Consider the following 20,718-nt stretch of genomic DNA (forward strand, 5'->3'; position numbering starts at 1 on the left):
TGGATGCGCGCGTCATCCGCGAGCCCGGCGGCGGTTCCGAATGCCGCCGGGCGCTCTAGAGCAGACCGAGCGAGCATGGCTCAGGGAAGTCCGTCGATCGCCTGGCCCTTCGGATAGCTGACCGCATACCGCAGCTCGATCGCGCGCTCTTCGCCGGGGCCGAGCTTCAGCGTCCACGACTTCACGCCCGGCTTCGACTCGTCCGCTCGGCCCTCGGGGGCGGTCGTGCCGCTGAGGATCGTTACGGCGATGTCCTCGTCCTGGCTCACGGGCACGAGGTCGCGCAGCAGGAGCTCCACCATCGCGTCGTGGTGGTTCTTCACCGTCGTGCGGATGCGGTAGTGGATCGTCTCCGTCTTGGAGAACAGGCCGGACTCGTCGCGGCTGCGATCGAGCACCTTGCGGTCGAGGCGGATGCGGGGATCGGGGCCGAAGGCGAGCTTCAGCTCCCCGCCCGGCGGCACGTCGGCGAGCGACGAGCGGCCCGCGTACGCGCCGCCCACGAAGAGCTCCACGGGCCCCGCGAAGAGGGGCACGCCCGTCCCGTTCGTCGCCTCCGCGACGAGGTAGGCGCGCTCGTCCAGCCGGGGAGACGCCACGCGCGCCAGCTTTGAATCCAGGGAGAAGACGCCCAGCGGGCTCTTTCGCTCTTCGCCGGTGCTCGGCACGGACGCTTTGGCGGTGGCGGTCACGGTCGTGGCCACGACGCCGACGTCGAACCGCGCGGGCGCTTCGACGTCGTAGGACTCGGCGTAGTCCTCCTTCGCGGCCCCCGACATCGATGGAGCCGGCGCCATTCGCGACCGGAACTTCTCGCGAACGGGCTGAGCCTTGCGCAGATACAAGGGCTCGAGCTCGCCGACGAAGATGCGCTGCTCGGGGCGCGCGGTGGACACCGCCAGCGTCACGCCTCGCCAGTCTTCGCCGGTGCGCTGCTCCACCACCGCCTGCAGGTCCAGCTCCACCTTGCCGGTGGCGGGATCGAGGCGCGCGTCCCACGCCGGCCTCCACGACGCGCCCAGGACGCGGTAGCCCAGCTCGAGCGTGAGCACGCCCTCCTTCGCGACGACGAGATCGATGACCACGCGCTTCCCCGCCAGCGCGCCCGTGTCGCGCAGCCGGGAGACGTCGGCGCGTGCCGCGTCGAGCTTGGGCGCGAGTTCGCGGCGATCCGCCTCGGCGCGGCGCAGCCGCTTCTGGATCGCGGTGTACTCCTTGCCCAGATACTCCACCATCGCCGCCCAATCCTTGGGGTTTCGGCCCCGGGCGCCGAGGTTCTCGCTCTGCTCCTTGGCATAGGTCGACCGCAGCGCGTCGAGGAAGTCCCGCTCCTTGCCGGCGGTCGTCGCCTGGTCCAGGAGCTCGCGATCGCGGTCTTCCAGCTCCCGCAGCGCTTCCTCGGCGGCCCGGAGGGGCGCGGACGAGCTCTCGGTCAGCGGCTGGGCCTCCACCGAGATGCCGAGGATCCGCGCCTTCGCCGATCCCGACGCCTGGACGCGCACCGAGTCGTCCAGCAGGCTCGGCGTCAGCCCTTCGACGAGGAGCCGCACCTCGCCGGCGGCCAGGTTCGTCCGGGCGCGCCGCGTGACCAGGGCCGACCCCGGATAGACGGTCACCTCGTCCAGGGTGCTGGACACCTTCGTGTCAGCGGCGGCGAACGAGGGGAGGAGGAACAGGAGCAGCAGCGCAGCGGGGGTTCGTGGGCTCATGGAGCCGTAGACGATCCCACCCTGGGGAAAGATTCAACTCCCTCTTCTCCGATTCGCAAAGCGAGTGGGATTCGCGGGCATGGACGCCGAGGCCGACCGAGGCGGTCGGGGATCTCATGGAAATCTTGTCGCCACCCTCCTTTCGTGTAAGAGCCGTTGGAACGGCGGCGCGTCTGCCGGTTACCGGGCGGCGCCTCGCCCGGGGGGTACACGGCATGATCCGTTTGTCTTGGGTGGTGTTGCTGGCTGGCGGGATTCTGGCGTGCGGAGGATCCTCCGGATCTCCTCCGACGGAAAAGAAGCCCGACCTGATCCGGGAGCTCCCCCCGTCCTCGGTGAAGTGCGGGTCCGGCGCAGGCACGCTCTCGGGGCGTCTCGTAGCTCCTAACGGCGAAACGCCGATCGTCGGCGCGGTCGCGACGATCTCCTCCGCCGATTGCGTCGCCGCGACGGACGGAACCGGCAGGTTCGAGTTCGACGGGGTGCCCCTCGAGCTCGCGACGCTCGAGCTTCGCAAGGGCATCTTTTCCGTGTCGACGGATGCGACTCCGGGTGAGCCGCTCAATCTGATGATCGCGCCGGACTCGGTGCGCCTCGCGTACGTTCCCGGATCATACGACAGTGTGGAAGACGTCCTCCGGGGGCTGGGTTTCGAGCCGGATGAGATCCCGCCCTGGACGCTCGGCGAGGCCACACTCGCCGGCTACGACGGCCTGTTCTTGAACTGCGGTGCGGGAGAGTTCGACGAGGACGCTGTCGCGAAGGTCCGTACCTTCGTCTCGAAGGGCGGCGCCTTGTATGCGTCCGACTGGGCGTACTCCACGATCGCGGAAGCCTTCCCTGGCCGGGTCCGCTTCGTCGAACCATTTGCGGAGGCCGGCCAGCCGGAGGAGGTCGTCGCCGCCGTCCACGACGACACCTTCCGGAGGGTGCTGGGACGCTCTACGGCGACGATCCGCTTCGACCTGGAGTTTTGGGCGGTGATCGATTCGGCGCCCGCGGGAACCGATGTCCTGCTGAGCGGACCGGTGACCCAACTGATCTATCCCGACATCGATTGGGACAGCATCGACTGGGGGAACGTGGACTCGGACCAGTTCGATCCGAAGCCCGTGCGGAGCGTCCGACCCCTGTCGATCCAGTTCCAGGAGGGGAAGGGGCGGGTGACTTACACGTCGTTCCACAACGAGGCGCAGAACACGGAGGATGCCGACCTCCTCCTCGAGCAGCTGATCTTCAGCCTCTGATCCGTTCCCTCACATCGGAGGGCGTGTGCAGGCGCGCCATCGTCAGCGCGTCCACGAAGGCGCCGTCGCGGTGGAGTGGACAAGGTTTCAGCCGTGGTGCGGCGTCCTGTCGCCGGTGAGAGAGAAATTGAGGGGCAGGGCGTCCGCATAGTGAAGCCTCTCGGCGAGCTCCGCCTCGGTCCAACCCCGACGGAAGCGCTACTCGGCCACTTCAGCCCCCTCTGGCCTCGAAGGTCGGCGCGCAGCTCGCGTATTCGGGTGGCTCGTCCTCGAGGAAGCCGGTCTCGGCGTGGATGAAGCCGACGACCCCGTTTCCGAACGCCACGGCGACGCGGTTGACGAAATCGGTCCAGGTGCTCGTCTGCATCACCTCGCCCCAGGCGAGGAATCCGGCGCGGTAGCCGCTGCTGCTCGAGCGGGCATGGCTGCGGATGTGGAAGAGAACGTCGCCTCGGCGATTCCGGTAGCTGCCGAAAGTGATGCGGCCGGCCTCGGGATGGCCCTCCTCTGTGCCGAGAGTGAGGCTCCGGGCGTTGGCGTGAAGGACGCGGACGCGGAAGCGGCCGTCGCCGGCGAGCTTCACCTCGAGGTCGTCGCCCGGCTCTAGGGCTGCGTCCCTGCCATCGCTGCGCGTGAAGACGACGAGCTCCGACGGTGCGAAGGATGCGAAGTGGCGCTTCACGTCCTCCATGAGCCGCGCGGGCGAAACACGGCAGCGGCGGATCACGGCCCAATAGTCCCGCCTCAGGAGCGGGCCGACCCCTCGCTCGGCGAGGAGCAGGGCGTGCCTCGAGCGCTTCCGCATCGAGCGAAGGGTGGGAACGTTGGCACCAGATGGGGAGGTGCGATGGATGATCGGGTGAACCCCGCCAGCGAGGCGTCGGAGCTCGTCTATCGGGCTGCGCCCGTGTTCCGGGCGGAGCACGGCGAGACCCGGCTCACGCGGCTGGTGGAGCAGCAGTCGGCGAAGGTCTCCTCGGTCGTGTTCCTCTTTGCATCGATCGGCACGATGGTCGCCTCGCTGGCGCTGGAGCTGGCGGGCAAGCGGCGGGTGAGCCGGTTCATCGGAATGTGGCCGGGCCCGATCCTGGCGATGGGCGTCTACAACAAGCTGGTGAAGACGTTCGGCGCAAGGTGAAGCCAGAACTCGAGCGTCGCACTCCAAGGCGGCCTTGACGCCCGCGGAGCCTATCGGTACTGATTTGCGGCGTAAGGGGAGTAGTTCCGCCATCCGGATGATGGCGAGGGGCGATCGACACGCTGGCCCGACGGGCCCGGTCCCCCACCTCGGCGACGAGGCGAACGAGACCTTCGACCAGGATTTCATGCCTGGCCGAAGTCTCGTGTCCGTCGATCCGGCGCCCGACCTCGGTCAGATCGAGGTGCCGAGTGTCCAAGAGCTGCTGGAAGATTTCGCTGGTCGGCCTGTTCGCCGCTCCGAGCGTCGTCGTTCGCCTGACTGGCGTTCCGTTGAACCCGTTGGTGACGATCCTCGTGTACGGCGCGGGAGTGGTCGCGGCGTCGTTCCTGCTCGCGTGGGCCGCCGAGATCGCGCAGGTCGACATCTCGGCGAGCTTCGCGACGGCGATCCTGGCGCTCGTCGCGGTCCTTCCCGAGTACACGGTGGATCTGTACTTCGCCTACGCCTCCGGGACGCGCCCCGAGTACGCAGCCTACGCCGCGGCGAACATGACGGGGAGCAACCGCCTTCTCATTGGCATCGGATGGCCATTGGTCGCCCTGGTGTTCGCGTGGGCGCTCAGGCGGCGGAAGGAGCCTCATCGGCCCGTCACGCTCCAGCCGCGGCGGCGCGTCGAGCTCGCCTTCCTGGCTCTGGCGAGCGTCTACGGCTTGATCATCCCTTTGAAGCGGACGGTGAGCCTCGTAGACGCCGCCGTGCTCCTGGCGATCTTCGCTTGGTACATGTGGCGCACGTCGAAGCAGGAGCGAGAGGAGCCCGAGCTCCACGGCCTGCCGTCGATCGTCGCGCAGAAGCCGGCGCCGATCCGTCGGGGAATCGTGGCGGCCTTCTTCCTCGTGGCGGCGGGGGTGATCGTGGTGGCCGCCAAGCCCTTCGCGGACGGTCTGATCGAGGCCGGCCGTACCTTCGGCATCGACGAGTTCCTGCTGGTGCAGTGGCTCGCACCGCTCTCGTCCGAGGCCCCTGAGCTCCTGGTCGCCGCCATCCTCGCGTTCCGAGGCGAGGACGAGACGGCGCTGGGCACGCTGCTCTCGTCGAAGGTGAACCAGTGGACGCTGCTGGTCGGTAGCATTCCGGTGGCCCATCTGCTGGGAGGAGGAGGGACCTTCCTTCCGCTCGATGCGCGGCAGGTCGAGGAAGTGTGGCTCACCGCGGCGCAGGCCATCTTCGCGACGGCGTTGCTCCTCTGCCTCCGCCTCCGAGCGCGCGATGCGCTCCTGCTCTTCGGGACCTTCGCGCTGCAGTTCGCCTTCCCGCATCCCTCTGCTCGGCTCATCTTCGCGGGCCTCTACGGAGCGATGGCGCTCGCGCTCATCGTCGTGCGGCGGCGGGAATTGATGCCGACGCTTCGGATGCTGAGCGTCGACGGCGCGTTGACCACAAATCGGTGAGCTCGCGGCCGTGCCGGGTAGCATGTCTGGATGCCCTCCGACTCCACCATGTCCCGACGCGCAGCTATGGCTGCCGAGGCCGTCGCTCGGCGATTCGGCTTGGCGGTGAGGGAGCCGGTCGTCGTCGGCGGCTACAGCAACACGATCGTCCGCTTGGCGCCCCTGCCGGTGGTTGCGCGGATCGCGACGGGGACGAGCCTCGTTCGCAATGGTCCCGCTTGGCTCGAGCGAGAGGTCGACGTCGCTCGCCACCTCGCGGCTGCCGACGCACCTGCGGTCCGACCGAGCGCGCTCGTGGAGGCAGGGCCCCACTCGCATGAGGGCCTGACCATGACCTTCTGGGAGCTCGTCGAGATCCGACCGGATCCGATCGATCCTCGGCTCGCCGCTCGAACGCTCCGTCAATGCCACGAGGTGCTCGATGGCTACCGCGGCGCGTTGCCGACATGGGCTGCGATCGACGAGGCGAGCCGCTTGCTCGATCACCCGCTGGTCGTATCTGCCTTGGGCGCCGAGGAGCGGGAGGTCTTGCAGAGCGCTGCGGAGCGAGTAGGCACCGTGATGCGCTCGGGAGGCGTGACGCTCCGGCCGCTCCACGGTGACGCCCATGGCCAGAACCTCTGGAACACGAGCGTCGGGCCGATCTGGGGCGACTGGGAAGACGCCTTCGCGGGCCCGGCGGAGTGGGACCTCGCGTGCCTGGTTTCCGCGTCGGCGGTGCTGGGGGACGGGAGCGAGGCGGCCGAGGTCCTGCGGTGCTACGGCGGCAGCGTGGACGAGGCGATGCTCGACCACATGATCGAGGCCCGTACGCTTCAAGCCATCGTGTGGGCCGCGCTCCTGCTGCCGGACGCCGAGCGGAACCCGAAGCTGCTCGCGAGGCTGGAATGGCTCCGGACGAGACTTCGCCCGTGAGCTGACGGCAGCGCGCTTCGGCGAAAAAATGACCTGAAGCCTGCCTCGGCCTCGTCGACTCGAAGCGTGGCCTTGGACCTCGGCTGTCGGACCCCTGCGGTATGCCTGGATGGGTGGCGCGGGTAGGACCGCGCGGGGGGAAGCAGATGCTCTCGCTCGAGCACGAGGCACTCGTGGAGCTCTTTCGCAGCTCACCCAAGCTGGCCGCCGAGGCGATCCGAGCGGCCTTCGATCTTCCGCTCCCGGAGGGCGAAGGCCAAACGCTGGAGTCGACGCTCAATCAAATCGTGCCGACCGAGCTCCGTGCCGATCTCGTCGTCGCCTTCGGGGACGCGCGGGTGATCGTCGAGGTGCAGCTCGCGCGAGACGAGGATAAGCGCTGGATCTGGCCCTGTTACGTGACGACTTTGCGGGCGCGCGAAAGATGTAGGTCCCTATTGCTGGTGGTGACGAATTCCGCTGAGGTTGCGAGATGGGCGCGTAGGCCCATCTCCTTGGACACCCCTGGATCGAGCTATGTCCCCCTCGTTCTCGGACCCGGCTCGTGTCCAAGGATCACGGACCTGGAGATGGCGCGGAGGTTGCCGGCGCTCACTGTCTTGTCGGCGATGGTCCACGCGCGGGACGAGCCGGATCTGGAGGTGGCCATCGCGGCGTTGGCGGGCGCCATGGCGCTCGATTCGGATCGGGCTACAATCTATGGCGATCTGGTGCTGCGCTCGATGGGGGAGCTGGCCCAGCAGGTTCTGGAGGCGTTCATGTCCATTCGGTCGGGAGGCTACGAATACCAGAGCGAATTTGCGCGGAAGTACTGGTCGAAGGGCCTCGAAGAGGGTCTCGAGAAGGGTCGCGAAGAGGGGCTCGAGAAGGGTCGTGAAGAGGGCCTCGAGATGGGGCAGGAGGAAGGGCGCAGGGCGATCGCGGGAGCCGTCGTCAAGGTGCTCACGGGGCGCGGACTCCCTCTCTCAGAGTCCCAGCGTTCTACGATCCTCGACGCGACCGACTTGGCAACGCTCGATCGGTGGCTGTCGCTCGCGCTCTCCGTCGGGTCTGCAGAAGACCTGCTGGCCAACCGCACAGGTCCGACGGGCCCGGCCGAGTAGCTGGGCGCTCGCCTGGCCGCTCGATCGTGATCGACGTGGACGGCCACCGGGGATTGTCGACTATTGTGCAGTCGTGTCGAATCCCCGCCCCACCTGCCTTCGCTGCCGCCGGCCGGAGTCCTTCTGCTGGTGCAGGAAGATCGAGCCGGTCGCTACCCGCACGCGGCTGGTCTTCTTGCAGCACCAGCGCGAAAGCCGCGTCCGCATCGGCACGGCCCGCATCGCGCATCTTGCGCTCTTGAACTCCGAGTTCCACGTGGGGACGTCGTTCCCGATGGAGCCGGCGCCCCGGACGGCGGTGCTCTTCCCGGGTGAGGACGCGCTGCCGCCGGAGACGCTTCGCGAGGGCGAGCCGTGGACGTTGATCGTGGTGGACGGGACATGGTCGCAGGCGCGCAAGCTGGTGCAGCGCGATCCCGTGCTGAGCGCACTGCCTCGGGTGGGCTTCCGGCCGCAGAGCCCGGGCAACTACCGCATCCGCGCGGAGCCGTCGGAGGACTGCCTCGCCACGGTGGAGGCGGTCGCCCAGGTCCTCGCGCACGTGGAGGGATCGCCCGAGCGCTTCGACTCGATGATCGCCGCGTTCACGCACATGGTGGACCTCCAGGTCGCGGCGGCGAACGACGAGAGGGCGATCCCGCGGCGCAAGGTCCGCGCCGGGCCGAGGGCCGCCGACGCGGAGCTGGAGCGGCTGCGCGCGGAATGGGGCGGTCTCGTGCTTCTCCACGCGGAGGCGAACCCGCATTCACGAGGTGAGGACGTCCCCGGCAAGCTCGAGCTCCTGCACCTGGTCGCGCTCCGGCCGGCCACCGGACAGCGCTTCGAGGCGGTGGTCGCGCCTCGGCGTCCGCTGGCTCCCGACACCCCTCGGCGCGTGGGCCTCGAGGCTTCGGATCTCCTGGGCGGTGACGAGGTCTCCCTCGCGCTCGGCGCGCTCCGCGACTTCCTGCGGGCCGACGACGTGATCTGCACCTGGGGCGGCTACCCGCTCGACCTCCTGGACGCGGAGGGCTTCGGAGCCGGCGCGTCGCTCGATCTGCGTGCCCTGCTCGCGAGGCGCCTCGGCCGGAGGCCCGGACCTCCCGAGAGCGTCCTTGGCGAGGCGCCGCATGGGCCGCCGCCGGGGCGTGGGCGTGCGGGGAGGACGGTGGCCACGCTCGAGGCCCTCGTTCGTTCCCTGCTCGCGGTCGGTAACGGCGGCGCTCAGCGAGCGCGCTGATCGACGTCCGTCCCGGTCGTGCCCGGAGGGCGACCGTGGAAGAACTGCCGGAGAACGACGCCCGGGCGCAGACCTCGGTACCTGACGAGGTAATGGACGCCGAGGATCGCGGCGCCGAGGGCCGACGCGGCTCCAGTGGCCAGGGACCAGCGCGGCCCGAAGGTGTCGGCCACCCAGCCGACGATCGGCGCGCCGAGCGGGGTGCCGCCCATGAGGATCGCGAGGTAGATCGCAACCACCCGCCCTCGCATCTGCGGGTCGGCGCCGAGCTGCACGGCGCTGTTGGCGGTGGTGGTGAAGGTCTGGGCGGACACGCCCACCGCGACGAGGGCGAGGCCGAAGAGGACGGAGTTGGGCATCACGGCGGCGAGGGCCAGGCCGAAGCCCAGGATCGCCGCCCCCGTGAGCAGGAGAGCGAGCCGAGGCTTCTCGCGCCCGGCGGCCAGGAGCGCCCCTGCGACGGAGCCGACGGCCATGGTCGACGTGAGGAGCCCATACTCGCCGGAGCCTTCGCGAAAGACCGAGACCGCCATGGCCGAGATGAAGATCGGGAAGTTGAGCGCGAAGGTCCCGATGAGAAAGAGCATCGCCAGGATCACCTGGAGGTCCGGCCGGCCCCGAAGGTAGCGCAGGCCGTCGACGAAGCTCCCGCCGCTCGAGGTCGATCGGTCCTTCCGGCGGAGCTCGCCGGTCCGGATGAGGCTCAGCGAGCCGAGCACGGCGACGAACGACACGGCGTTGAGGAGGAAGACCCAGCCGGATCCCACGGCGGCGATGAGGATTCCGGCGCTCGCCGGCCCGATCATCCGCGCGGCGTTGAACGAGGTGGAGTTGAGCGCCACCGCGTTGGAGACGTCGGCCTCTTCGACCAGCTCCGAGACGAAGGTGTGGCGGGCCGGCGCGTCGAAGGCCGTTACGCACCCCAGCAAGAAGGCGAATACATAGACATGCCAGAGCTGAACGACGCCGGTGAGGGTCAGGACGCCGAGGCCGAGGGCGAGGGCGCCCAGGGCCGCCTGGGTGGCGAAGAGGAGCTTGCGCAGGTCGAAGCGGTCGGCCGCGGCCCCGGTCAGCGGCAGGAGGAGGAGCGGTGGCCCGAACTGGAGGGCCATGACCACGCCTACCGCGGTGGCGTTGTTGTTCGTGAGATGGGTGAGGACGATCCAGTCCTGGGCGGTGCGCTGCATCCACGTCCCCACGTTGGAGACGAGGGCGCCAGCGGCCCACATCCGGTAGTTGTATCCCTTCAGGGAACGGAAGGTGCCCGCCATCCGTCGGCGCAAGGGGCGTCCTTCCAGGTCGTCGCTCAAGTGATCGTCCGCAGGCTCTTTCGGAGGGGGCTTCCTACACCTCCACAGGGTCGGAATGCACGGGGGCATCCCTTTATTCAGGCGATGAGACGTACGGGCGCTCGCCTCGGCCGTCGGCCTCGATGCGCCGTCATCGCGATAGCGCTCGGCGTGATAACGGCGATCCGCGTGTGCGGCGGGTCTGGACAGCGACCCGCGACCTGCTCCAGATTGCGGTTCCTCACCCTCCCCAGAGGTATCGAATGCTCAAGAAGATCTTGATTGCCGCGGCGATCGTCGTCGTCGGCCTCGTCGCAGTCATCGCCACCCGTCCTTCGACCTTCGCCATCGAGCGGTCGACCACCATCGACGCGCCGTCCGGCGTGATCTACGGCTACCTCGAGGACTTCCACCGCTGGCCCGAGTGGTCGCCGTGGGACAAGCTCGATCCCTCGCAGAAGAGGAACTACGAAGGAGAGAAGGCGGGGAAGGGCGCGATCTACTCGTGGAGCGGCAACGACCAGGTCGGTGAAGGCCGGATGACGATCACCGAGGCGAGCCCGAAGGAGCGCGTCGCGCTCGTGCTGGAGTTCCTGAAGCCCTGGAAGGCGACGAACGACGTGACCTTCGTCCTGGCTGAGTCGAAGGAGGGGACGAAGCTCACCTGGCGCATGGAGGGGACGAACGACTTCATGGGCAAGGCGTTCTCGCTCGTGATGGACATGGACTCCATGGTCGGGAAGGACTTCGAGAACGGGCTCGCGTCGCTGAAGACCCTCGGCGAGGCGGAGGCCAAGAAGCTCGTCGAGGAGCAGGCGGCGCGCGAGGCGGCCGAGAAGGAAGCTGCCGAGAAGGCGGCTGCCGAGGCGGTGCAGGACGCCGGCTCGAAGGAAGCGGCCCGCTAAGTCTGCCGAACGGAACCCTTCGGCGCCCCTCCCGCCACGGAGAGGGCGCCGAGAGGTCGCTCACGGGCCGTTTCGATCGTCCTTCACGGCCCTGGGCAGGCGCACCTCGAAGACGGTGCCCCGATCGTCGCTCGACGTGACCTCGATGGTTCCGCCGTGTGCGAGGACGAATTGCTTGGTGATGTAGAGGCCGAGCCCGACGCCCTTGTTGCCGGCCGTGCGTCTCTCGGTGCCGCGGAAGGGCTCGAAAAGCTGCCCTCGTAGCTCCTCGGGGATGGCGGGCCCGCCGTTCTCGACGCGAACCCGGACGGTCTCCGTCGATTGGCCGTCGATCCGGACGACCACGGGCAGCTCGTCGGCTCCGTGCTCGCAGGCGTTTCCCACGAGGTTCGAGAGGATCTGGAACAAGCGGTCCGGATCCCAGACGCCGGACGGATCGCCGACGGACTCGACCTGCAGCTGCCTCTCTCGCGTTGGCGCGCCCTGAACCACCTGCCGCACGAGGGAGAGCAGGTCGGTCGGCGCAGGGGCGAGGACGATCGACCGGTTCCCTCGGATGCGCGCCATCTCCAGGATCTGTTCGATCATGCGCGCCATCCGCTCGCCGCCGCGCAGGACCCGCTCGAGAGACTTGCGGATCGTCTCGTCGGTCGCGCACGAGAGCGCGACCTGCGCGCCGACCATCATCGACGAGAGCGGGTTCCGCAGATCGTGTCCGAGGATCGCGACCAGCACCTCGCGCATCTTCTCGTGCCGCATGCGCTCGTCGATGTCGGAGATGGATCCGATCCACTCGAAGAGCTCCCGATGCTCGTCGAAGACGGGAGCGGCGCGGGCGTGGATCCACGTGAACTCGCCGTCCGCTCGGCGCAGCCGGCACTCGCTCTGGAACGGCGAACGCTCCGCGAGGGCATTCTGCCAGCCGTGTTTCACGCGCTCCCGATCCTCGGGGTGGACCGCTTCGAGCCAGCGTCCCTGCCGCCAGTCCTCGTGGCTCTGCCCGGTGGCTTCGTGCCACGCCGCGAAACCGTCGATGAACAGCCCCTCGCCGGAGAGTCGCCAGACCGCCTGGCTGGTCGCCTGGATGAGCGCTCGGAACCGGTTCTCGCTGGCCTCCAGTTCACGGCGCTGGCGCTCCAGGGTGACGAAGACGTCGACCTTGCCCCGGAGCACGTGCACGTCGAGAGGCTTGAAGAGGAAGTCGACGGCGCCCGCGTCGTATCCCCGGAAGACCCGCTGCCGATCCAGCGACGCCGCCGTGACGAAGATGATCGGGACGTGGCGGGTCCGCTCGACGCCGCGCATGATCGTCGCGAGCTGGAACCCGTCCATCTCGGGCATCTGCACGTCGACGATGGCGAGCGCGACCCGGTGCTCGAGGAGGCGCTCGAGCGCCTCCGGGCCCGACCCCGCGGTGACGATGTCGAGGTCGTCGCGGCGGAGCATCTGCTCGAGCGCGAACAGGTTCTCGGGGAGATCGTCGACGAGCAGGAGCACCGGCTTGCGGAGTCCCCGAGCCTCTCGTGCGCTGCCGTCATGCCTCGTCCGAGGCCTCGATTCGACTTCGCTCAAGTTCACGACGACGCCCTCCTCCGATAGATCCGCTGCCCGCCCGCCACCGGCTCGAACTCGTTCGCGCGTGCGCACAGGCGCAGGGATTCGTGGGACCCGAGGCCGAGGAAGCCTCTCGGGCACAGCGAATCGGCGAAGAGGTCGATGGCGCGGTCCTGCAAGGTGCGCTCGAAATAGATGAGGACGTTCCGGCACGAGACGAGCTGGACCTCTGCGAACGCCGAATCGGTGGCGAGGCTGTGATCCGAGAAGAGGATCCGCTTGCGGATCGCCGTCGACATCGCGGCCCTGCCGTAGGCCGTCGAGTAATAGTCGGAGAGGGACGCCCGCCCCCCGGACGCGAAGTAGTTCCGGGAGAAGGTGCGGATCCGATCGACGTCGTACACGCCGTTCCTTGCCACCTCGAGGCTCCGGGCGTCGATGTCCGTCGCGTAGATCTGGGTGCGATCGAGGAGTCCTTCCTCGTGCAGGAGGATCGCGACCGTGTAGGCCTCCTCGCCCGCACCGCATCCGGCTACCCACACTCGCAGTGAAGGATAGGTGGACAGATGCGGGAGGACCTGCTCGCGGAGCGCCCGCCAGTGCTCGGGATCGCGGAAGAGGTCGCTGACCTGGATGGTGAGGCAGGGGAGGAGGCGCGCGAAGGCCACGGGATCGCGGACCACGCGATCGAGCAGCTCGCCGACCGTCGGCGTGCCGAGGGCCGCGAGGGCCTGGGCGATCCGCCGCCGCAGCGACGACCGCGCGTAGGAGCGGAAGTCGTAGTGGTAGAGGCGGAAGATCTCCTCGAGCAGGCGATCCAGCTCGAGATCTCCTGACGCGTCCTCCAGGCCTTTCAACGGGGCATCCACACGCGCACCATGGAGAGCAGCTTGTCGATGTCGACGGGCTTGGCGATGTAGTCGTTTGCGCCGGCGTCGATGCATTGCTGCCGATCGTCGGGCATGGCCTTCGCCGTGAGGGCGATGATGGGCAGCGCGTCGAAGCGGGGATCCTTGCGGATCTCGGCCGTCGCGGAGAGGCCGTCCATCTCCGGCATCATCACGTCCATCAGCACCAGGTCGTAGATGGGTCCGGCCTGGATCCTCCCGAGGGCCTCCTTGCCGTTCCGGGCGATCTCGATCCGGGCGCCCTTCGGCTCGAGGGCGCTGGTAAGCGCGAAGACGTTCCGGACGTCGTCCTCGACGATGAGGACGCGGCGGCCCTCGAACGCGGCCTCGCGGCTGCGGACCGCCTGGAGCATCCGGCGTTTCTCGGGGGAGAGATCGGACTCGACCTGGTGGAGGAAGAGGGTCGCTTCCTCGAGCAGGCGCTCCGGCGAGCGGGCGCCCTTGATGATGATCGACCGGGCGTGCTGCCGCAGCCGCTGCTCCTCGTCTGCGGTGAGCGCCCGCGCCGTGTAGACGATCACCGGCGGGTGGGCCGTGTGCTCGGCGTCCATCCGCGCCAGGAGATCGAAGCCGCTCGTCCGCGGGAGCATCAGGTCGAGGACCATGCAGTCGAAGGTGGTGGTCCGGAGATGCTCGAAGGCCTCGTCCGCTGTGGCGACCGCGACGATCTCGACGCCGTCGGCCCGGAGCAGGTGCTCGATCGCGCCGCGCTGAATGTCGTCGTCTTCGACCACGAGCAGCTTGCGGACGTCGTGGGAGAGGTGGCGCTCGAGCTTCTCGAAGGCCTCGGCCAGCGCCTCGCGCCTCACCGGCTTGAGCGCGTAGCCGATGGCGCCCAGCTCGCGCGCGACCTTCTGGTAGTCGTGGACGGAGACGACGTGGATCGGGATGTGGCGGGTCTCGGAGCTCCGCTTGAGCAGCTCGAGGACCGTGAGGCCCGAGTGATCCGGAAGGCCCATATCGAGGATGATCGCGGCGGGCCGGAAGTCGCGCGCGAGCTGGAGCCCTTCCTGGGCGTCTCCCGCGATCACGCATTGGAAGCCCAGCTCGTGGGCGAGGTCCCGGAGGATGGCGGCGAAGGCGGCGTCGTCCTCGATCGCCAGCACGACGCGAGCCCGATCGGTGAGGGCGTTTCGATCGTCGTCGACCGCGACGGCCTTCGCGTCGCTCCTCGGGATCGCCGGAGGGGGCGGCGCAGCCGCTTTGCGGGATCCTTCGGGCGGTGCTCCGAGCCTCCGGGGAAGCAGCAGCGTGAAGCGGCTCCCCTCGCCTGGGGCGCTCTCGAGCCGGATCTCGCCGCCGAGCAGCGACGCGAGCTCGCGCGAGATCGACAAGCCCAGGCCCGTTCCGCCGTACTTGCGGTTCGTGGTCCCGTCGGCCTGCCGGAACGCCTCGAAGATCGCCTCGTGGTGCTGGGAGGGGATGCCGATCCCCGTGTCCTCCACCGCGATGGCGACGCGTCCCGTGGCGGTCCCGTCGATGCGAAGGGTGATCGAGCCGGCCTCGGTGAACTTGATCGCGTTGGAGAGCAGGTTCGTCAGGATTTGCTGCAGTCGCAAGGGGTCGGTATCGATGGCGCGGGGACACTCCGGCTCGATGCGCACCGAGAGTGTCAGGCCCTTCTCACGCGCCAGGGGCTCGAAGCGCTGGCGGACCGAGTCGGCGATCCGCTGCACGGAGACGCTCTCGATCGCGACGTCGACCGTCCCCGACTCGATCTTCGCGAGGTCGAGGATGTCGTTGATCAGGGCGAGGAGGTCGTTCCCCGCCGCGTAGATGTTCGAGGCGTAGCGGACCTGATCCTGCGTCAGGTTTCCCGCGGCGTTGTCGGCGAGGAGCTTGGCGAGGATGAGCGCGCTGTTGAGGGGCGTGCGCAGCTCGTGGGACATGTTCGCGAGGAACTCGGACTTGTAGCGGCTGGTGCGGCCGAGCTCGGCGGCCTTCTGCTGGAGGAGCTGCTGGGTGGCGACGAGCGTCTCCTTCTGTGCGCGGAGCGACCGGGTCTGTTCCTCGAGCTGCGTGTTCGCCTCCTCGAGCTCCGACTGCTGGGCCTCGAGGTGCGCCTGCGACTCCATGAGCGCCCGGCTCTGTCCCTCCAGCTCCTCGTTCGCCGCGCGCAGCTCCTCCTGCTGCCGCTGCATCTCCTCTGACTGGCGCGTGGTCTCCTCGAGGAGCTCGGCCTGAAGCGCCGCGTGCTTCGCCAGGCGGATCGACACGCCGATGGGCTGCGCGGCGGCCTCGAGGAGCGCGATCGTCGCGGGAGAGGGCGGCGTGAAGAAGCCCAGCTCGACGACGCCGTTGACCCTGTCGTCCGCGGTCGTGGGGACGACCACGAGCGTTGCGGGCTTGGCCGCGCCGGTTCCCGAGCGGACCTCGATCCAGCCGTCCGGAACGTCGCGCACGACGAGGGTGCGCGCCTCCGCCGCGGCCTGGCCGATCAGGGTCTCGCCCATCGCGACCGCGTCCGGCCCGAGGGCGCTCGGCGTGCCACCTGCGGCTCTTCCGGCGACCTTTCCGGCAACCTTTCCGGCAAACCCTGCGCAGCGGACGAAGCCGCTGCCGTCGTCGCTCGCCCAGAAGCTGCCGACCTGCGCGTCGACGTACCGGCCGAGGAGCGAGAGGGCTTTCTGGCCCAGCTCATCCACTCGGAGCTCGCCGCGCATGGTCACGGCGAGCTCGCTGCCACCCTGTTTGATCCAGGCCTGCTCCACCATGTGGAGCTTGTTGCCGACGAACTGCCGCCCGAACACGCCCACGATGCCGAGCGCGGTGATCGTCAGCCCGCGGTTGAGCGGGTTGAGGAAGGCGACGAGGAGGTCAGGAGACGGGGACTCGAGGACGTAGCCCAGGGCGACGAGGGCACCGGAGCCGAGCCCCACGGCGAGCGGGACCCAGGGGCGCCAGCCGCGCACGCTTAGGATCAGCGGCGCGGCGTAGAGGATCCAGATCGCGGTGCCGACCGGACACATCAAGTCGAGCACGAATGTGCCCGCCATGAGCGCCGCGACGAGGAGGTTAAGGTTCGTCGACGAGAATACGCGCCTCGGCATCGAGAGCCTCCCGGCGGTCGGCCGGAGGGCACGACCCCAGAGCTCCGCGTGGTTGCGGGGAGCGAAACTCTAGGGCCGGAGGCGGGAGGGTCGCAATCGGCGCCGTTCGAATTTGGCGCGGGATCGAACGGGCGCGGAGCGGGAGGTCAGTCCCAGAACGCCTGGGTCTTGACGCCGCGGAGCTGGATCACGGGCCGCAGGCGGAGCCCGTCCGCATCGTCCTTGAGCGAGGCGCGCACGTCGAATTCCACGCGCAGCTCGCGGGTCTTGCCCTCCTCGAGCACGATGGGCTTTCCGGAGATCTTGAGGCCGGAAGTGGTGCCGGAGGGCACGTTCAGCGGGATGCGCGTGTAGGGCGAGCCCACCGGCGTGGCGTAGCCGGGCGCCCGCTTGTCGAGGATCAGCCGGACCTGCGTGAGCTTGCCCGGCGGGACCCAGTCATCGGCGAGCCGGATCTGCTCGCCGTTCAGGAGCTTGCGCAGGTCGAGGGCGAGGGGCAGGTCCCGGTAGTTGAGGAGCTCGTACCAGCCCTCTCCCGAGACGTGCACGCTCACGGAGATGACGTTCACGACGATCGCATCGAACTCCGAGGGCTTACGCGAGGCTAGCGCCTTCTGGTCGTGGACCTCGCCAGCGACGATGCGGACCCTCGCCATGTCGTCGCCACAGGCGGCGAGGAGGGGGAGGACCAGGGCGAGGAGGGGCAACGGGCGGAAACGCATGGTGGATCCTTACGGCACGGGTCCGAAGAGCTCTTCGGACCACCGCATAGATCGAAATTCTATAACCGATCGTTGCGGAAAGCGCAAAGCGACCCGGAGCGCTTCACCTCACCCCGGCGTCGACTTCGCGCTTCGCTTCGGCCGACCAGGCGCGCAGCTCGGGCAGCTCGAGGATCGCGTCCATGTAGCGGCGCGCGTCGCCGGGAACCTCGATCCCGTAGGTGACGAAGCGCGTGACCACCGGCGCGTAGAACGCGTCTGCGATCGAGAAGCGGCCGAAGAGGAAGGGGCCCTCGTCGGCGAAGCGCGACCTGCCGGACCAGATCGCGAACACGCGGGCGATCTCGGCCTGCACATCCGGACCCAGGGGGCCGGGGTCCTTTCGGGAGGAGATGTCCATCCCGAGCTGCCGGCGGAGATTGGGGAAGCCGCTGTGCATCTCCGCGCAGACCGCGCGGGCCTCGGCGCGTCGCGCGCGATCCTCCGGCCAGAGCGAGGGCGCGAGCTCGGCGAGGTATTCACAGATCGCGAGAGAGTCCCACACCACCACGTCGCCGTGCACCAGGGAGGGCACCTTGCCGGTGGGGGAGACCTTCTTCACCCGCTCCCACTCCGCCGAGCCGAAGTGGACGACCTCGTCGCGGTAGGGGAGGCCGGACTTCGCGAGGGCGAGCCACGGCCGGAGCGACCAGGAGGACGAGTTCTTGTTGCCGACGAGCAGGACGAGTTCGTTCATGGCGGGCTTTTCCGGGGGCGAGGGGGCGTCGAGTAGGATGCCCGCCTCCTGCTGCCGGTTCCAGCGAGTCGTGACGCCCTGCCCGCGGGCCCGAGGCGAAGAACGAACCTCCCTGCACGTGTCCGCGCTCTTATTCGTTCGTCGCCGTCGGGCCCGGGGCCTCCGCCCTTCCCCCGCCGAAAAAGAGCCTACGGGGGACCCGTGACTGGAGCGTGACCGTGGAAGGGTCGGTCGTCAGCGACCGAAGGGCGGGCGGGAGAGGACCTCGAGCTTCTCGGAGAGCGCGGCGCGGGCGGACTGCTCGTCTTCGAGGGCCCCGTCGTGGAACAGGCTCTTCACGAGCTCGAGCAGCAGCGCGGGACTGCCACCGGCAGCGCGCACGAGGTCGGCGCCGAGCGCCTCGGAGACGCCGAGATCGAGGTCGCGGACGATCTGGGCGAGGGCGAAGTCCGGCAGGGGCTCGAGCTCGACCGACACCGCAATCCCCTCCCGAACCATCTTGTCCGCCACGTCGCGCGGCGTCTCGTCGAGCTCGCTCGGCCGGAAGACGACGACGAGCCGGAACTTTCGACCCGCACCGATCGCCGCCGGATTCGACGTTACGAAGGGTCCGATGGTCGCGCTGGCGGGATCGCAATGATGGAGATCGTCCACGACCATGTTGAAGTAGGGGAGGTCGATCCGCCGCAGGAGCTCGAGCTGCGCCTGGAGGAAGCGGAGCATGTCGGCCTCCTCGAGGGGCGGCAGCGCCTCCTCTCCGGCTTCGAGGAGCTCGGGGAGCATCCGCGACAGCTCCCGTCTCAACCACCTCGGGAGCTCGATCTCCGGAAATGCGGCGAGGATCTGGCGAACGGCGCGGGCCTGGGAGGCGAAGGGGAGGCCTGCGTCGCCCGGGCGGCTCGCCAGCACGATCGGCGTGACCCCCTGGGCGGCGGCGAAATCCCTGGCGAGCCGGCTCTTGCCCACGCCGGCAGGGCCGGTGACGAAGACGACCTTCTCCTCGTCCCAGGCGGCCTGCATGCGGGCCCAATGCTTCTCGCGGCCGACGAGCCTCGGGGGCCGCCGCAACGACGGCGGGATCTCGCGGGCGGTCCCTGCCGAGCCGGGGAGCGTGCCGCGCTCGACCAGGCGGGCGAGGGCGAGGGTCTCCGGATCCGGCTCCACGCCGAGCTCATCGAGGAGGGTGCGCCTCGCGCGCTCGAAGGCCCGGAGGGCCGCGGCGCGATCGCCGGCGAGGTAGTGCAGGCGGATCAGCCGTCGGTGGGCGCGCTCCGAGTAGGGATCGCGCGCGATGAGCCGCTCGGCGAGGGGCACCGCCTGGAGCGGCCGCTCGTCCTTCTCCAGCCGGTCGGCCTCGCGCTCGAGGCTCGCCAGGACCAGCCGCCCGAGGTCGGTGGAGGCCCCCTCGATCCACGAGGCGAGCTCGTCGCAGTCGGAGAAATCCTGGCCCGTGAGGATCGTGCTCCGCAGCGACTCGTTCGGGAGCGCTCCGCCGAGGAGGGTGCGGCGGAGGTCGCGGAGGTCCACGTCGACGCCGTCGGCGAGCTGGAGCGGATCTCCCGCGTCGACGAGGTCGACGTTCGTCAGCTTGCGGAGGCGAGAGAGGGCCTGCCGCAGGTTCGCCCTGGCGCGCGCTTCGTCCGAGTCGGGCCAGAGGAGCCCCGCGATCCGCGAGCGGGAGGTCGGGCCGTCGACGGCCAGGACCGCGAGGAGGGCCGCCGTCTTTCGCTCGAGCTCCACCATTCGGCCGGACTCGCTCCGGGCCGTCCCGCGGTTCAGAAGGTGGACGGACCACATGGTCGAGCTCTCGTGGGGGTTCGAGTTGCCGATACCGGAGACCTACCCAGCGTGCGCGGTGAAGTCCATTGGATACAGGGAGTGCCGCTTCTTTGGACGGATTAGTGCAAGAGGTCGAAGCCGAGCTTGATCACCAGCGCCGTCACCACCATCAGCACGGCGCGGCGCACGAGCACGTCGCCTCCGCGCGCCGCGAGCCTGGCGCCGAGGAAGCCGCCCGCGAGCTGGGCGGCGGCCATGGGGGCGGCGACCGCGGGCAGCACCGCGCCGCGCTGGGCGAAGAGGAGCAGCGCCGCGAGGTTGGACGCGAAGTTGACGACCTTTGCGTTGGCGGACGCCCTGGCGACGGGCATCCCCAGGAGCCACACGAAGCCGACGATCAGGAAGGTGCCGACACCAGGGCCGAAGAAGCCGTCGTAGGCGCCCAGGCCGAGGGCGAGGGCGGCGGTGAGCCACGCGGCCTTCTTGGGCGAAGGGGCGATACCCGAAGCCACCGCCGGCTTGAAGGCCAGGAAGAGCGCGACGGCGACGAGCAGCACCAGCACGACCGGGCGGAGCAGGGAGGGATCCAGGAGCATCACCAGCGCCGCTCCGGCGAGTGAGCCGACGAGGCCCAGCGGAAAGCCGATCCGCGCGAGGCGCCCATCGATCATGCGGGCGCGGGCGTAGCCGGCCAGCGCGGCGCCCGAGCCGAAGACCGACTGCCCCTTGTTGGTGCCGAGGGCGAGGTGGGGCGGGAGGCCGACGGCGAGGAGCGCCGGGAGGGTGAGCAGGCCGCCGCCTCCGGCAATGGCGTCGACGACGCCGGCGATGAAGGCGACGCTGGTGAGGAGCGCGAGCTCGGGAAGGGCGATGTCCACTGGCGCACTATGCACGACGTCGGGCCGCGCGAGGAACGAGCGTGCGGGCGCCAGGCCCTTCTTCTCCTGGGAAAGGTGGATCGACGGATGACGTGCTGGGGCCTCTGCTCGG

At 69.3% G+C, this 20,718-nt stretch carries 17 protein-coding genes; 7 read left to right on the forward strand and 10 right to left on the reverse strand.

Translation table 11 applies throughout. The annotated features are described in order from the left end of the window. Window positions 1–80 precede the first annotated feature (80 nt). Window positions 81–1,709, reverse strand: a complete 1,629-nt coding sequence (locus AKJ08_RS17105; protein ID WP_050727182.1) for a mucoidy inhibitor MuiA family protein — start codon at window positions 1,707–1,709, stop codon at window positions 81–83. 215 nt (window positions 1,710–1,924) lie between these two features. Here AKJ08_RS17105 and AKJ08_RS17110 point away from each other — a divergent pair, with 215 nt between their 5' ends. Next, window positions 1,925–2,956, forward strand: coding sequence for a hypothetical protein (locus AKJ08_RS17110; protein WP_157370784.1), 1,032 nt, complete (start codon window positions 1,925–1,927; stop codon window positions 2,954–2,956). Window positions 2,957–3,167: 211 nt separating this feature from the next. On the opposite strand, the gene AKJ08_RS17115 is transcribed toward AKJ08_RS17110, so the two are convergent. Next, complete coding sequence (locus AKJ08_RS17115) at window positions 3,168–3,761, reverse strand: DUF1990 family protein (RefSeq protein ID WP_050727184.1); 594 nt, start codon at window positions 3,759–3,761, stop codon at window positions 3,168–3,170. Window positions 3,762–3,803: 42 nt separating this feature from the next. On the opposite strand from AKJ08_RS17115, the gene AKJ08_RS17120 reads away from it, so the two are divergent. The 5 genes from AKJ08_RS17120 to AKJ08_RS18910 all read left to right on the forward strand — a co-directional run bounded on the left by AKJ08_RS17120 (window position 3,804) and on the right by AKJ08_RS18910 (window position 8,785). Then, window positions 3,804–4,094 (forward strand): hypothetical protein, encoded by a 291-nt coding sequence (locus tag AKJ08_RS17120; RefSeq protein WP_050727185.1) that lies wholly within the window; start codon window positions 3,804–3,806, stop codon window positions 4,092–4,094. Window positions 4,095–4,345: 251 nt separating this feature from the next. Next, complete coding sequence (locus AKJ08_RS17125; protein ID WP_205624750.1) at window positions 4,346–5,548, forward strand: hypothetical protein; 1,203 nt, start codon at window positions 4,346–4,348, stop codon at window positions 5,546–5,548. A gap of 105 nt (window positions 5,549–5,653) precedes the next feature. Further along, entirely contained in the window at window positions 5,654–6,463 is an 810-nt protein-coding gene (locus AKJ08_RS17130; RefSeq protein WP_169788865.1) for an aminoglycoside phosphotransferase family protein, read from the forward strand. Between the two features lie 146 nt (window positions 6,464–6,609). Then, window positions 6,610–7,566 carry a FliH/SctL family protein gene (locus AKJ08_RS20005; protein ID WP_050727187.1) on the forward strand — a complete coding sequence of 319 codons (957 nt, stop codon included), beginning with the start codon at window positions 6,610–6,612 and terminating at the stop codon, window positions 7,564–7,566. A 73-nt stretch (window positions 7,567–7,639) separates the two neighbouring features. After that, window positions 7,640–8,785 carry a tRNA-uridine aminocarboxypropyltransferase gene (locus tag AKJ08_RS18910; RefSeq protein ID WP_050727188.1) on the forward strand — a complete coding sequence of 382 codons (1,146 nt, stop codon included), beginning with the start codon at window positions 7,640–7,642 and terminating at the stop codon, window positions 8,783–8,785. Here AKJ08_RS18910 and AKJ08_RS17145 read toward each other — a convergent pair. Beyond that, the gene (locus AKJ08_RS17145; protein ID WP_240475391.1) at window positions 8,770–10,095 is read right to left on the reverse strand and encodes an MFS transporter; all 1,326 of its coding nucleotides are present in this window, start codon (window positions 10,093–10,095) and stop codon (window positions 8,770–8,772) included. The genes AKJ08_RS18910 and AKJ08_RS17145 overlap by 16 nt on opposite strands. A gap of 242 nt (window positions 10,096–10,337) precedes the next feature. Between AKJ08_RS17145 and AKJ08_RS17150 the strand changes: the two genes are divergently transcribed. Further along, window positions 10,338–10,979, forward strand: coding sequence for an SRPBCC family protein (locus tag AKJ08_RS17150; protein WP_050727189.1), 642 nt, complete (start codon window positions 10,338–10,340; stop codon window positions 10,977–10,979). 60 nt (window positions 10,980–11,039) lie between these two features. Here AKJ08_RS17150 and AKJ08_RS17155 read toward each other — a convergent pair whose 3' ends face one another. The 7 genes from AKJ08_RS17155 to AKJ08_RS17185 all read right to left on the reverse strand — a co-directional run bounded on the left by AKJ08_RS17155 (window position 11,040) and on the right by AKJ08_RS17185 (window position 20,606). Further along, window positions 11,040–12,557 carry an ATP-binding protein gene (locus AKJ08_RS17155; RefSeq protein WP_157370786.1) on the reverse strand — a complete coding sequence of 506 codons (1,518 nt, stop codon included), beginning with the start codon at window positions 12,555–12,557 and terminating at the stop codon, window positions 11,040–11,042. Next, on the reverse strand, window positions 12,554–13,390 hold the full coding sequence (locus AKJ08_RS17160) for a CheR family methyltransferase (RefSeq protein WP_050727191.1): 837 nt from the start codon (window positions 13,388–13,390) through the stop codon (window positions 12,554–12,556). Before AKJ08_RS17160 ends, AKJ08_RS17155 begins: the two co-directional genes overlap by 4 nt. After that, the gene (locus AKJ08_RS17165; protein ID WP_050727192.1) at window positions 13,387–16,491 is read right to left on the reverse strand and encodes a response regulator; all 3,105 of its coding nucleotides are present in this window, start codon (window positions 16,489–16,491) and stop codon (window positions 13,387–13,389) included. Before AKJ08_RS17165 ends, AKJ08_RS17160 begins: the two co-directional genes overlap by 4 nt. Window positions 16,492–16,637: 146 nt before the next feature. Beyond that, a complete protein-coding gene (locus tag AKJ08_RS17170) occupies window positions 16,638–17,213 on the reverse strand; it encodes a DUF4382 domain-containing protein (RefSeq protein ID WP_082343312.1) in 576 nt (191 codons plus the stop codon). Window positions 17,214–17,316: 103 nt separating this feature from the next. Continuing rightward, window positions 17,317–17,949, reverse strand: a complete 633-nt coding sequence (locus tag AKJ08_RS17175) for a glutathione S-transferase family protein (RefSeq protein WP_050727194.1) — start codon at window positions 17,947–17,949, stop codon at window positions 17,317–17,319. A 234-nt stretch (window positions 17,950–18,183) separates the two neighbouring features. Continuing rightward, window positions 18,184–19,746 (reverse strand): ATP-binding protein, encoded by a 1,563-nt coding sequence (locus AKJ08_RS17180; RefSeq protein ID WP_050727195.1) that lies wholly within the window; start codon window positions 19,744–19,746, stop codon window positions 18,184–18,186. Between the two features lie 101 nt (window positions 19,747–19,847). Further along, a complete protein-coding gene (locus tag AKJ08_RS17185) occupies window positions 19,848–20,606 on the reverse strand; it encodes a TSUP family transporter (protein ID WP_050727196.1) in 759 nt (252 codons plus the stop codon). Window positions 20,607–20,718: the final 112 nt, after the last annotated feature.

This window comes from Vulgatibacter incomptus (assembly GCF_001263175.1).
Taxonomy (GTDB): Bacteria; Myxococcota; Myxococcia; order Myxococcales; family Vulgatibacteraceae; genus Vulgatibacter; species Vulgatibacter incomptus.

Bases quoted from the DNA above. Each gene is read 5' to 3' on its own strand.
- AKJ08_RS17105 (WP_050727182.1), bottom strand. From the start codon at position 1,709: ATGAGCCCACGAACCCCCGCTGCGCTGCTGCTCCTGTTCCTCCTCCCC.
- AKJ08_RS17110 (WP_157370784.1), top strand. From the start codon at position 1,925: ATGATCCGTTTGTCTTGGGTGGTGTTGCTGGCTGGCGGGATTCTGGCG.
- AKJ08_RS17115 (WP_050727184.1), bottom strand. From the start codon at position 3,761: ATGCGGAAGCGCTCGAGGCACGCCCTGCTCCTCGCCGAGCGAGGGGTC.
- AKJ08_RS17120 (WP_050727185.1), top strand. From the start codon at position 3,804: ATGGATGATCGGGTGAACCCCGCCAGCGAGGCGTCGGAGCTCGTCTAT.
- AKJ08_RS20005 (WP_050727187.1), top strand. From the start codon at position 6,610: ATGCTCTCGCTCGAGCACGAGGCACTCGTGGAGCTCTTTCGCAGCTCA.
- AKJ08_RS17150 (WP_050727189.1), top strand. From the start codon at position 10,338: ATGCTCAAGAAGATCTTGATTGCCGCGGCGATCGTCGTCGTCGGCCTC.
- AKJ08_RS17165 (WP_050727192.1), bottom strand. From the start codon at position 16,491: ATGCCGAGGCGCGTATTCTCGTCGACGAACCTTAACCTCCTCGTCGCG.
- AKJ08_RS17170 (WP_082343312.1), bottom strand. From the start codon at position 17,213: ATGCGTTTCCGCCCGTTGCCCCTCCTCGCCCTGGTCCTCCCCCTCCTC.
- AKJ08_RS17175 (WP_050727194.1), bottom strand. From the start codon at position 17,949: ATGAACGAACTCGTCCTGCTCGTCGGCAACAAGAACTCGTCCTCCTGG.
- AKJ08_RS17180 (WP_050727195.1), bottom strand. From the start codon at position 19,746: ATGTGGTCCGTCCACCTTCTGAACCGCGGGACGGCCCGGAGCGAGTCC.